The sequence below is a fragment of the Bradyrhizobium sp. SUTN9-2 genome (genome assembly GCF_003122645.1).
Lineage (GTDB): Bacteria > Pseudomonadota > Alphaproteobacteria > Rhizobiales > Xanthobacteraceae > Bradyrhizobium > Bradyrhizobium yuanmingense.
The window spans coordinates 1,772,768-1,784,097 of the sequence record NZ_LAXE01000001.1 but is presented as its reverse complement, the minus strand read 5'-3'; the positions used below and the strand labels follow the sequence as shown (position 1 = coordinate 1,784,097).

The following is an 11,330-nucleotide window of genomic DNA, read 5'->3' as shown; positions in this document are numbered from 1 at the left end:
CGCCGGCGCGATGGCCGCAGCCGCGGAGCGGCATTATCTCGATGCGCTGGGATTGGCGCCGGAGCGCCTCGTCGGCATCGCCACCACGCGCCACGGCTACGGCGTGCCGACGCGCAGCATTCGCGTGGTCGAGGCCGGTCATCCCGTGCCTGACGAAGCCGGCCTGAAGGGCGCGGCCGACACGCTCGCACTCGCGGGCGAGGCCGGGCCGGACGATCTCCTGCTGGTGCTGCTCACCGGCGGCGGCTCGGCCAACTGGATCGCGCCGGTGGACGGCATCAGCTTCGCGCAGAAGCAGGCGGTCAACAAGGCGCTGCTGCGCTCGGGCGCGCCGATCGGCGAGATGAACGTCGTGCGCAAGCACCTGTCGCGGATCAAGGGCGGCCGCCTCGCCCGCGCTGGCAGCAACGCCGCGGAGATCGTGACGCTCGCGATCTCCGACGTGCCGCATGACGATCCGTCCGCGATCGCCTCCGGCCCCACCGTGCCCGATCCGACCACGCTGGCGGATGCGCGCGCGATCGTGGCGAAATACAGGCTCGACATCGACGATGCGGTGCGGCGCGCGCTCGACGATCCCAACAACGAGAGCTGCAAGCCGGGCGACGCCGCCTTTGCGCACGCGTCGTTCGAGCTGATCGCGCGGCCCAAGCAGTCGCTGGACGCTGCGGTCAAGCTCGCGCGCGAGGCCGGCTACGAGACCATCGATCTCGGCGCCGATCTCGAAGGCGAGGCGCGCGAGGTCGCCGCCGATCACGCCAGGCTGGCGCTTCAGGCACGCAGCCAGGGCAAGCGCGTCGCGATTCTCTCCGGCGGCGAGCTCACGGTCACCGTGCGCGGCAACGGGCGCGGCGGGCCGAACCAGGAATACGCGCTGGCCCTGGCCTCGCTCTTGAAGGACACTTCCGGCATCGCGGCGCTGGCCGGCGACACCGACGGCGCCGATGGCGGCGCCGGCCACCCGACCGACCCCGCCGGCGCGCTGATTGATGCGGCGACGTTCGCGAAGATGAAGGCGCTGGGGCTCGAGCCGCAGGCCTATCTCGCCAACAACGACGCCACCACGTTTTTCGAGGCGACCGGCGACCTGCTACAGCCTGGACCGACGCTGACCAACGTGAACGACATCAGGGTGATTTTGGTGGATTGACGTTCGCTTACCCTCCCCTAGAGGGTAAGAGTCAAAACTCGTTGGCGATCTTCGCGAGCATCTCGATCAGGGCTTCGCGGTTGGCCTGGCCGAGCAGATCGTTCAGCCGGGCCTCGTGCTTGGTGGCGACGAGCTTCTTGGCGCGCGCCAGCACGGCCTTGCCCTTGTCGGTCAAGACCAGGATGTGCGAGCGGCGGTCGTTGGTGGAGCGGATCCGCGCACAGAGGTCGCGGCTCTCCAGATTGTCGAGCATGGCTACGAAGTTCGGCCTGAGGATGCCGAGCGTGGAGGCGATCTCGGTCTGGTTACGGCCGGGGTTTTTCTCGACCAGGAGCAGCACCGAGAACTGCGCCGGCGTCAGCTGGAGCGAGGCCATGCAGCGCAGGAAATTCTCGAACACCTTGAGCTGCGCACGTTTCAGGACATAGCCGAGCTGCTCGGAAAGCTCGCCGAGCTGGAGGGCCTCCGCCTGCGGCTCGCCTGCCTCCTTGCGGCCCTTGGCCGCGTCGGCCGGCTTGTCGGAGGACTTTTCAGCGGTTTTGGAAACGGTCATCGCCTCGTGCTCGTAATCCCGCTAAATTCCGGGGCGGGTCGTTCCCACCCTTGAAGTTATATTTGATAATTGTTATGGACCATACCAAATATCGCCTGCGTTTTTCAATGGCTGTGAGCGGACCGTCCACCGCAATCGAGGGGACCGGTCCGGATTAGGGGGAGCGTCCGGTCTTGAATACCACCATCATGCTGTTCCTGGTGCAGGACGGCATCACCAATGGCGCGATCTATGCGCTGCTCGGCCTGGCGCTGGTGCTGGTGTTCGCCGTCACCCGGGTCATCCTCATTCCCCAGGGCGAATTCGTCACCTACGGCGCGCTGACCTATGCCTCGCTGGCCGCCGGCCAGATGCCGGGCACGGCAAAGCTGGCGCTGGCGCTCGGCATCGGCGCCTTCGTCTTCGACCTGTTCGTCGCGCGCAAGGCGCTGCACGGGCGGCTGGTCGTCCGCAGCTTCATCGCCAACGTCGTGCTGCCGGCGGTCGTGCTGGCGCTGACCCTGTCCCTCGCCGCGCAGAAGCCGCCGGTCGCGGTCTGCATCGCGCTGTCGCTGGTGATCGTGGCGATGATCGGCCTCTATCTCTACCGCATCGCCTTCCAGCCGCTGGCGCACACCTCGGTGCTGGTGCTGCTGATCGCCTCGGTCGGCGTCCACCTCGCGCTGCAGGGCCTCGGCCTGTTGTTCTTCGGCGCCGAAGGCCAGCGCGGGCCTGCCGTGCTGTCCGGCGCCTTCACCGCCGGCGCCCTGCGCTTCACCGGCCAGAGCATCACCGTCTATGCCATCACCATCGCCTTCATCGTCGCGCTCTGGCTGTTCTTCGGGCTGACTCTGTACGGCAAGGCGCTGCGCGCGACCGCGGTCAACCGGCTCGGGGCGCGGCTCGCGGGCATCCGCACCACGCTGTCGGGCCAGATCGCCTTCTTGCTGGCCTCCGTGATCGGCGCAATCTCCGGCATCCTGATCGTGCCGATCACGACGCTGTACTACGATTCCGGCTTCCTGATCGGACTGAAAGGCTTCGTCGCCGCGATCATCGGTGGCCTCGTCAGCTATCCACTCACCGCCGTCGCGGCGCTGGTGGTCGGCATCGTCGAGGCGTTCTCGTCCTTCTATGCCTCCAATTACAAGGAGGTGATCGTCTTCATGCTGCTGATCCCCGTGCTGCTGCTGCGCTCGCTCGCCGCGCCCGCGGTCGAGGAAGAGAAGGACTGAGCCCGATGCAGAGCCGGCTTCCCATCCTCGTCTTTGCGCTCGTTATGGCGGCGATCCCGTTCATCCCGGGCGTGCCCCCGTTCTGGATCGTGCTGCTCGACAATATCGGCCTTGCCGCGCTGGTCGCGATGGGCCTCGTGCTGCTGACCGGCGTCGGCGGCCTCACCTCGTTCGGGCAGGCCGCCTTCGTCGGTTTCGGTGCCTACACCACCGCCGTGCTGACGACGGCCTATGGCCTGTCGCCCTGGCTGACGCTGCCGCTGTCGCTCGTGGTCAGCGGCTCGCTCGCGGTGCTGCTCGGGCTGATCACCGTGCGCCTCTCCGGCCATTACCTGCCGCTCGGCACGCTCGCCTGGGGGCTTGGGCTGTTCTACCTGTTCAGCAAGCTGGAGTTTCTGGGACGTAACGACGGCATCTCGGCGATCCCGCCGCTGTCGATCGGTGCCTTCAAGATGCTCTCGCCCGGCTCGATCTATTACGCGATCTGGATCGCCGTGATCCTCTCGGCCCTGCTGACGATGAACCTCTTGGACTCCCGCACCGGCCGCGCCATCCGCGCGCTGCGCCGCGGCCATGTCGCGGCCGAGGCCTTCGGCGTCCACACGCCGCGTGCAAAGCTGCTGGTGTTCATCCATGCCGCGGTGCTCGCGGGCCTGTCCGGGTGGCTCTACGCCCATCTCCAGCGCGCCGTGAACCCGACGCCGTTCGGTGCGCATATGGGCATCGAATACCTTTTCATCGCAGTGGTCGGCGGCGCCGGCTATGTCTGGGGCGGCGTGCTGGGCGCGGCGATTGTCGTGATCCTGAAAGAGGTGCTGCAGAGCTATCTGCCGCTGATCCTGCCGGGCTCCGGCCAGGTCGAGACCATCGTGTTCGGCATCATGCTGGTGGCGCTGCTGCAGCTTGCGCCCGGCGGCCTCTGGCCCTGGCTGATGTCGTTCTTGCCCGAGCGCACCGACGGCAGGAAGCCGGACACCTCGCTGAAGCTGGAGCATCGCACCCGCGCGCCCGCCGAGACCGGCGTCCTGCTTCAGGTCGAGAAGGCGCGAAAGCAGTTTGGCGGCGTGGTCGCCGTGAACAACGTGTCCTTCGACGTGCAGACCCGCGAGATCGTCGCGCTGATCGGCCCGAACGGCGCCGGCAAGAGCACGACCTTCAACCTGATCACCGGCGTGCTGTCCGCAACCGCCGGCTCGATCTCGGTGCTCGGCAGGAAGGTCGACAACGCGCCGCCGCAGGAGATCGTCAAGCTCGGTATCAGCAGGACCTTCCAGCACGTCAAGCTCGTCCCCGACATGACCGTGCTGGAGAACGTCGCGATTGGCGCACATTTGCGCGGCCATTCCGGCCCAATCTCCTCGATGCTGCGGCTCGACCGCGCTGACGAGGCCAAGCTGCTCGCCGAGGCCGCCCGCCAGATCGAGCGCGTCGGCCTCACCGAGCAGATGCACCAGCTCGCAGGCTCGCTCTCGCTCGGCCAGCAGCGCATCGTCGAGATCGCCCGCGCGCTCTGCGTCGATCCGATGCTGCTGCTGCTCGACGAGCCGGCCGCCGGCCTGCGCCACATGGAAAAGCAGCGCCTCGCAACGTTGCTGCGTGACTTGCGCGACGGCGGCATGAGCGTGTTGCTGGTCGAGCACGACATGGGCTTCGTGATGAACCTTGCCGACCGCATCGTGGTGCTCGATTTCGGCACCAAGATCGCGGAAGGCACGCCGGCGACGATCAAGACCAATCCCGAAGTGATCAAGGCCTATCTCGGAGTGGCGGCATGAGCACGCTGTTGTCCGTCACCGACGCGCATGTCGCCTATGGCAAGGTCGAGGCAGTGCGTTCGGTCTCGCTCGAGGTCGGCGCCAACGAGATCGTCACCATCGTCGGCGCCAACGGCGCCGGCAAGACCACGCTGCTCTCGGCCATCATGGGCATCCTGCCGCTGGAGGGCCGCGTCGCCTTTGCCGGGCAGGATCTCGCCCGCCTCGACATCGAGGACCGTGTCGCGATGGGCCTCGGTCTCGTTCCCGAGCACCGCGAATTGTTCGTGACCATGAATATCGAGGACAATCTCGAGCTGGGCGCGTTCCGGATCGAGCGCAGCAAGGCCAAAGCCTCGATGGAGCGGGTCTATGCGCTGTTTCCGCGGCTCAAGGAGCGGCGCAAGCAGCTCGCCGGCACGCTCTCCGGCGGCGAGCAGCAGATGCTCGCGATGGGCCGCGCGCTGATGGGCGAGCCGAAGCTCTTGATGCTGGACGAGCCGAGCCTCGGCCTTGCCCCGATCATCGTCGCCGACATTTTCCGCATCGTCACCGAGCTCCGCGCCGCCGGCGTCTCCGTGCTGCTGGTCGAGCAGAACGCGCAGGCCGCGCTGAAGATCGCGGACCACGCCTACGTCATGGAGCTCGGCGAGTTCGTGCTCAGCGGCAAGGCCAGCGACATCGCCGCCAACGAACGGGTGGCCGCGAGCTATCTCGGCTTCCAGCACGAAGGCGAGAGTGTGATTTAGCGATTCAGCGCTCTTCTTCCCTCCCCTTGTGGGAGAAGGTGGCGCGAAGCGCCGGATGAGGGGTTCTCTCCGCGCGTGAGACCGTCCGAGAGGATAGAACCCCTCACCCGGCTTCGATGCTTCGCATCGAATCCACCCTCTCCCACAAGGGGAGAGGGTGGACCGCGCAGCCTGCTTCAGCTTTCGTTAGAGGCTAAGCTCGCCGCCTACCCCTTCAGCGCCGCAACCTGCGCCTCCAGCTCTGCGATCCTCGCATCTCTCGCGGCGAGCGCGGCCGCGACATCGGCTGCATCAAACTTCTGCGGGATGTGCTGCGGGCAGTTGGTGTCCCAGGCCGCGATCTTGAACAGGATCACTTGCTCGGGCCGGGCGCGGTAGTCTTTCGGCATCAATGACGTGGTTAGGGCTTCGTCGTCCTCGACCACGCGCGCCTCGCCCCAGATCTTCACCCGGCGGCGGTGGGCGTAGTCCATCACGAAGATGTAGGCCTTGGGATTCTCCGAGAGATTTCCTTGCGTGATGAACTGCTGGTTGCCGGCGTAGTCGGCGAAGGCGAGCGTCTGCTTGTCCAGCACCTTGAGAAAGCCCTTCGGGCCGCCGCGGTGCTGGATGTAGGGCTGGCCGTCGGCTGAAGCCGTGGCGAAATAGAAGCTGTTGGCGTCGGCCAGGAACGCGGCGAGATTGTCGTCGACCTCGGTGCGCCAGCCGCGCTGCTCGCTGCGCGCATAGGCCTCGCGCGAGCCCTTGCGCGCCTGGATCGTCTTCACCGCCGGCGAAAAGGCCACGTCGCTGGCATAGGTGTGAACTGCCGTCATCGGAACATCTCCTGAAATTCCGGCGCATTGCTGCGTCTTCCGCGCCTAATCTGGACCTTTCGGCGTCTAAAACAATTGAGCAGCTTGACACTTCATCATTGCGATTTATGCAATAATGTCCATGGACCGCCTGGAAGCCATGCACGTCTTCGTCACGGTCGCCGACCTGCGCGGCTTCGCGCCGGCCGCGCGCAAACTGCGGCTGTCGCCGTCGGCGGTGACGCGGATGATCGCGGCGCTGGAGGAGCATCTCGGCGCGCGGCTGCTGCAGCGGACCACGCGGCAGGTGGCGCTGACCGACGTCGGCACGCGCTACCTGGAGCGCGCGCGGCGCATCCTCGCCGACGTCGAGGAGGCTGACGGCTCGGCGCGGGAGGAGCGCAATCGGCCGAGCGGGCGTCTCGTCGTGTCCGCGCCGGTCGGCTTCGGCCGGCTGCATGTCGGGCCTCTCATGACCGCCTATCTCAAGCGCTATCCCGAGGTCGCCGCCGAACTCAGGCTGTCCGACCATCTCGTCAACCTCGTCGAGGACGCCGTCGATGCCGCGGTGCGGATCGGCCATCTCGCCGATTCCTCGCTTGTGGCGCGCCAGGTCGGCGAGATGCGGCGGATCGTGGTGGCCGCGCCCGGTTATCTCAAGCGCAACGGCGAGCCGAAGACGCCGGAAGCGCTCGCCACGCACCAGACCATCCAGTTCGGCCCCTGGTCCGAATGGCGTTTCCTGCGCGACGGCCGCGATATCGGGCTGCCGCTGTCGCCTCGCTTCATCAGCAACAGCGCCGACGCCGCCCTGCAATATGCCGAGGCCGGCGGCGGCGTAACGCGGGTGCTGGCCTATCAGGCCGCCGAGGGCCTGAAGCGCGGGCGCCTGAAGATCGTGCTGGCGCAATACGAGCAGCCGGCGTTGCCGATCCACATCGTCTACCCGACCTCGCGCCTGCTCTCGGCCAAGGTGCGCGCGTTCGTCGACCTCGTGGTGGAGACGGCGGAGTGGAGGTTTGGGTGATCTTTTCCGTCATGGCCGGGCTTGCCCCGGGCATGACGACGGAGAGAGTTGGGCCTCACCCCTTCTTCGGCACTACCCGAAACGTGCCGCTGGCCCGCGCGATCACGGCGTCGTCCGCCTTCACCAGGCACTGCGCGAAGCAGATCGTGTTCCCGGTCTTGATCGCCTCGCCCTCGACCGCCAGCCATTGGCCGATCTCGGCGGCGCCGACATAGTCGACCGACAGCGAGATGGTGACGAATGACGTGGTCCAGCCCGTCGCCTGGGCGCAGCTGTAGCCCATGGCGGCGTCAGCGAGCGCCGCGATCAGCCCGCCATGGATCAATCCGCGGGCGTTGGTGTGCGGCGTCGCCAGGCGCAGTCCGACGGTGACGCCCTTATCGGTCTTCTTCGAATAGAGCGGCTCCCAGGGATCGGTCAGCGGCGCTTTGCGGAAATGTGGCTCGTAGCCGGCGGGGATGTCGGTGCGGGTCATGGCGGTCTCGCTTCATTGCCTCGGCTGCATTGGAAGCGAATGACGCGAGGAATGCATCACCTACAAAGCTTTAAACGGAATTTGTGCAGATGTTTGAAACGAGCCCCGCCATCGCCGCAACGGCCCGACGATTGCGACCTTTGTCCGCAATACATGCTGCTTCCGATCCTGTTAGGCTTTGGTCGCAGCCTGCTTGTGGCCAAGGCTCGCAGACGATAATTATACCTTATAACGTTTGCGCAAAGGGAGAGCGGTGGTCGCCCGAGCAGCGACAAATCCGTGCAACACGGCTGACGTAGATGGCGCGACTCGGCGCGCCTCAGTTCCGGCTTGAACGCGCCGGCGAATTAGATAACATGTTAATTAACGAGACCGGGCCAACGAAGCCCGCCGTCGCAAAAGGGAGAGACGCGTGATGAGGAAAGCCTGTCTGGCCTTGCTGCTGGCAGCAAGCGTGAGCCCCGCGCTCGCGCAGGACAAGACATTTGACCTGAAGGTCTCGCACTGGGTGCCGGCATCGCATCCGCTGCAGAAATCGCTGGAAGACTGGGTGGCTGCGGTGAACAAGGATTCCGGCGGCACCATTACCGGCAAGGTGTTTCCGGCCCAGCAGCTCGGCAAGGCGTTCGACCATTACGACATGGCGCGCGACGGCATCGCCGACGTCACTTATGTCAACCCCGGCTACCAGCCCGGCCGCTTTCCGATCATCGGCGCCGGCGAGCTGCCGTTCCTGATCTCGGATGCCAAGGGCGGCTCGATGGGGCTCGACGCGTGGTATCGCAAATTTGCCGAGAAGGAGATGAAGGACGTCAAATACTGCCTCGCCTTCGTCCACTCGCCCTCCTCGTTCCATTCCCGCACCAAGAAGATCGTCAACCCCGAGGACGTGAAGGGCATGAAGATCCGCCCGGCGCACGCTACCATGGCGAACTTCGTCACCTCGCTTGGCGGCACCAATGTGCAGTCCTCGGCGCCGGAAGTGCGCGACATCATCGAGCGCGGCGTCGCCGACGGCGTCACCTTCCCCTGGGGCTCACTGGTGCTGTTCGGGATCGACAAGGTGACCAAATACGACATGGAGGCGCCGCTCTACACCACGACCTTCGTGTTCGTGATCAACAAGGACAAGTACAATGCGATGTCCGACAAGCAGAAGGCCGCGATCGACAAGAACTGCACGGTCGAGATGGCAGGCGCGGTCGGCGAGCATTGGGGCAAGTTCGAGGACGCCGGCATCGCCAAGGTGAAGGCGGAATCCAGCCATGAGGTCTACAAGCTGACGCCCGAGCAGATCGCCGCCTGGAAGAAGGCCGCCGAGCCGCTGGTCAAGACCTGGGGCGACGGCGCCAAGAAGGCCGGTGCCGATCCCGACGCCGCGCTCGCGGAGCTCAAAGCCTCGCTGAAGAAGTACAACGCGCTGGCGGAGTGACGTGGTGGCGAGCTCTCTCTCCCCCTCTCCCCGTCCTTACGGGGAGAGGGTCGGGGTGAGGGGCTGCTTCTGCAAAGATGATGACAGACGGACTCGCGGAGAGTCGTCCTCACCCGCATCGCATCTTCGATGCGCTGCGACCTCTCCCCGCACGCGGGGAGAGGCGAAGTGCGCGGCGACATCTGGCTTAAACGAATCACCTCACCCGGTAGGACCACCCCATGAAGCGCTCCTGGATGGATCGCGTGATCGACTCGATCGAATGGATCGCGGCCGGCTTCGTCGGCATCGTCGCGCTCGACATCTTCCTGTCGGTGCTCTTGCGCAACACGCTGAACTATTCGATCCCCGACAGCTTCGACATCGGCCGAATGCTGCTCGGCATCCTCATCTTCTGGGGCATCGCGGCAACCTCCTATCGCGGCACCCACATCACGGTCGACCTGGTCTGGGGCAATGTCGGGCCGCGCCATCAGCGCTGGATCGACGTGTTCGCGACCCTGGTGCTGCTGTTCGTCGTCACCGTGCAGACCTGGACGCTGTTCGACAAGGTCCGGCTGACCTACAACGACAACGTTCAGACCTTCGACCTGCACATGCCGACATGGCCGTTCTTCCTCGTCGCGTGGATCGGCGACGTCTGCGCCGTGCTGCTAATCGCGATCCGCACGTACCGGCTGATCTTCCACCCCGAAGACATGCATGAACCCAAGATCAAGGTGACGGAGTAACCATGAGTACCGACGCCGTCGCCGTCATCGGCTTCGTCGCCCTGTTCGCCCTGATGCTGCTGCGCGTGCCGGTCGGCATGGCCATGGGCCTCGTCGGCGTGTGCGGCTTCAGCTATCTCGTGGGCTCGACACCGGCCCTGAAGATGGTCGGTCAGGTCACCATGCGCACCGTGACCGACTACACCTTCGGCGTCATCCCGATGTTCCTGCTGATGGGCTCCTTCGTCAGCAATTCCGGCATGAGCCGCGAGCTATTCCGCGCCGCCAACGGCTTCGTCGGACATTTGCGCGGCGGACTCGGCATTGCCACCGTTGGCGCCTGCGGCGGCTTTGCCGCGATCTGCGGGTCCTCGGTCGCGACCGCCGCGACCTTCTCCGCCGTCGCCTATCCCGAGATGCGGCGCTTCGGCTATCCGCAATCCTTCGCCACCGGCGTGATCGCGGCCGGCGGCACCCTGGGCGCGATGCTGCCGCCATCCACTGTTCTTGCGGTCTACGGCATCATCACCGAGCAGGACATCGGCAAGCTGTTCATCGCCGGCATCATCCCGGGCCTGCTCGCGATGACCATGTACATGATCACGATCTCCCTGATCGGCTATTTCCGCCCCGAGTTCCTGCCCAAGGGCAAGGTGACGCCGTGGCGCGAGCGCTTTGCCGGATTGAAGGAGATCTGGGCACCGGTGCTGCTGTTCATCTTCGTCATCGGCGGCCTCTACGGCCTGCCCTTCCTGCCGCGCTTCACGCCGACCGAGGCCGGCGGCGTCGGCGCGACCGGGGCCTTCATCATCGGCGTGCTGACCGGCCGGCTCGACCGCGAGAAGGTGCTGGCCTCGCTGCTGCAGGCGACGCGCACCGCGGCTGCGGTGTTCACCGTGCTGATCGGCGCGCTGATCTTCGGCTATTTCCTCACGGTGACGCAGACGCCGCAGAAGGTGACGGAATTCCTCACCGGGCTCGGCCTCGGCCCCTACGGCGTGCTGGCGCTGATCATGGTGATGTATCTCGTGCTCGGCTGCCTGATGGATGCCATGGCGATGATCATCCTGACCGTGCCGATCATCTTCCCGGTGATCATGCATCTGGGGTTCGATCCGATCTGGTTCGGCATCATCATCGTCGTGACCGTCGAGCTCGGCCTGATCACTCCGCCCGTGGGCATGAACGTCTTCGTCATAAAAAGCGTGGTGAAGGACGTCTCTTTCTCCACCATCTTCAAGGGCGTAAGCCCGTTCGTGGCAACGGACCTCGTGCGCCTCGTGATCCTGATCGCCTTCCCGCTGCTGGCAACCTGGCTGCCGACGCGGATGATGGCGCATTAGAGGTGACAAGATTGAATGCCGCACGGCGTGGCTGCTTCCCCTCTCCCCTTGTGGGAGAGGGTGGCTCGCCGCGATAGCGGCGAGACGGGTGAGGGATCTCTCTCCGCGAGCACGCTTGTGGAGATAGAC

At 65.7% G+C, this 11,330-nt stretch carries 11 protein-coding genes; 8 read left to right on the top strand and 3 right to left on the bottom strand.

The genetic code is table 11. The features are described 5' to 3' along the window. Positions 1-1,150 (top strand): glycerate kinase type-2 family protein (locus XF30_RS08400; protein ID WP_244608885.1); only part of this gene is annotated, 1,150 nt, incomplete at its 5' end. A gap of 31 nt (positions 1,151-1,181) precedes the next feature. Here XF30_RS08400 and XF30_RS08395 read toward each other — a convergent pair. After that, the gene (locus XF30_RS08395) at positions 1,182-1,703 is read right to left on the bottom strand and encodes a MarR family winged helix-turn-helix transcriptional regulator (protein WP_035997926.1); all 522 of its coding nucleotides are present in this window, start codon (positions 1,701-1,703) and stop codon (positions 1,182-1,184) included. Between the two features lie 173 nt (positions 1,704-1,876). On the opposite strand from XF30_RS08395, the gene XF30_RS08390 reads away from it, so the two are divergent. Genes XF30_RS08390 through XF30_RS08380 form a run of 3 tightly spaced genes read left to right on the top strand, consistent with a single transcriptional unit; the run spans position 1,877 to position 5,420 of the window. Next, a complete protein-coding gene (locus tag XF30_RS08390; RefSeq protein ID WP_192893076.1) occupies positions 1,877-2,917 on the top strand; it encodes a branched-chain amino acid ABC transporter permease in 1,041 nt (346 codons plus the stop codon). A gap of 5 nt (positions 2,918-2,922) precedes the next feature. Continuing rightward, positions 2,923-4,692: a branched-chain amino acid ABC transporter ATP-binding protein/permease gene (locus XF30_RS08385; RefSeq protein WP_109142406.1), complete on the top strand. Its 1,770-nt coding sequence runs from the start codon at positions 2,923-2,925 to the stop codon at positions 4,690-4,692. Continuing rightward, on the top strand, positions 4,689-5,420 hold the full coding sequence (locus XF30_RS08380; RefSeq protein WP_109142405.1) for an ABC transporter ATP-binding protein: 732 nt from the start codon (positions 4,689-4,691) through the stop codon (positions 5,418-5,420). The genes XF30_RS08385 and XF30_RS08380 overlap by 4 nt, the downstream gene beginning before the upstream one ends. Before the next feature lie 206 nt (positions 5,421-5,626). Here XF30_RS08380 and XF30_RS08375 read toward each other — a convergent pair whose 3' ends face one another. After that, positions 5,627-6,235: a pyridoxamine 5'-phosphate oxidase family protein gene (locus XF30_RS08375; RefSeq protein WP_109142404.1), complete on the bottom strand. Its 609-nt coding sequence runs from the start codon at positions 6,233-6,235 to the stop codon at positions 5,627-5,629. A gap of 121 nt (positions 6,236-6,356) precedes the next feature. Here XF30_RS08375 and XF30_RS08370 point away from each other — a divergent pair, with 121 nt between their 5' ends. After that, a complete protein-coding gene (locus tag XF30_RS08370) occupies positions 6,357-7,241 on the top strand; it encodes a LysR family transcriptional regulator (protein ID WP_035997918.1) in 885 nt (294 codons plus the stop codon). Positions 7,242-7,296: 55 nt separating this feature from the next. Here the strand turns inward: XF30_RS08370 and XF30_RS08365 are convergent, their stop codons facing one another. After that, positions 7,297-7,716, bottom strand: coding sequence for a PaaI family thioesterase (locus tag XF30_RS08365; protein ID WP_035997915.1), 420 nt, complete (start codon positions 7,714-7,716; stop codon positions 7,297-7,299). Positions 7,717-8,131: 415 nt separating this feature from the next. On the opposite strand from XF30_RS08365, the gene XF30_RS08360 reads away from it, so the two are divergent. The 3 genes from XF30_RS08360 to XF30_RS08350 all read left to right on the top strand — a co-directional run bounded on the left by XF30_RS08360 (position 8,132) and on the right by XF30_RS08350 (position 11,201). After that, positions 8,132-9,148, top strand: coding sequence for a TRAP transporter substrate-binding protein (locus XF30_RS08360; RefSeq protein WP_109142403.1), 1,017 nt, complete (start codon positions 8,132-8,134; stop codon positions 9,146-9,148). A gap of 221 nt (positions 9,149-9,369) precedes the next feature. Continuing rightward, on the top strand, positions 9,370-9,879 hold the full coding sequence (locus XF30_RS08355) for a TRAP transporter small permease (RefSeq protein WP_035997911.1): 510 nt from the start codon (positions 9,370-9,372) through the stop codon (positions 9,877-9,879). A 2-nt stretch (positions 9,880-9,881) separates the two neighbouring features. Further along, the gene (locus XF30_RS08350; RefSeq protein ID WP_035997903.1) at positions 9,882-11,201 is read left to right on the top strand and encodes a TRAP transporter large permease; all 1,320 of its coding nucleotides are present in this window, start codon (positions 9,882-9,884) and stop codon (positions 11,199-11,201) included. Positions 11,202-11,330 lie beyond the last annotated feature (129 nt).

Bases quoted from the DNA above. Each gene is read 5' to 3' on its own strand.
- XF30_RS08395 (WP_035997926.1), bottom strand. From the start codon at position 1,703: ATGACCGTTTCCAAAACCGCTGAAAAGTCCTCCGACAAGCCGGCCGAC.
- XF30_RS08350 (WP_035997903.1), top strand. From the start codon at position 9,882: ATGAGTACCGACGCCGTCGCCGTCATCGGCTTCGTCGCCCTGTTCGCC.
- XF30_RS08375 (WP_109142404.1), bottom strand. From the start codon at position 6,235: ATGACGGCAGTTCACACCTATGCCAGCGACGTGGCCTTTTCGCCGGCG.
- XF30_RS08355 (WP_035997911.1), top strand. From the start codon at position 9,370: ATGAAGCGCTCCTGGATGGATCGCGTGATCGACTCGATCGAATGGATC.
- XF30_RS08380 (WP_109142405.1), top strand. From the start codon at position 4,689: ATGAGCACGCTGTTGTCCGTCACCGACGCGCATGTCGCCTATGGCAAG.
- XF30_RS08385 (WP_109142406.1), top strand. From the start codon at position 2,923: ATGCAGAGCCGGCTTCCCATCCTCGTCTTTGCGCTCGTTATGGCGGCG.
- XF30_RS08370 (WP_035997918.1), top strand. From the start codon at position 6,357: ATGGACCGCCTGGAAGCCATGCACGTCTTCGTCACGGTCGCCGACCTG.
- XF30_RS08365 (WP_035997915.1), bottom strand. From the start codon at position 7,716: ATGACCCGCACCGACATCCCCGCCGGCTACGAGCCACATTTCCGCAAA.
- XF30_RS08360 (WP_109142403.1), top strand. From the start codon at position 8,132: ATGAGGAAAGCCTGTCTGGCCTTGCTGCTGGCAGCAAGCGTGAGCCCC.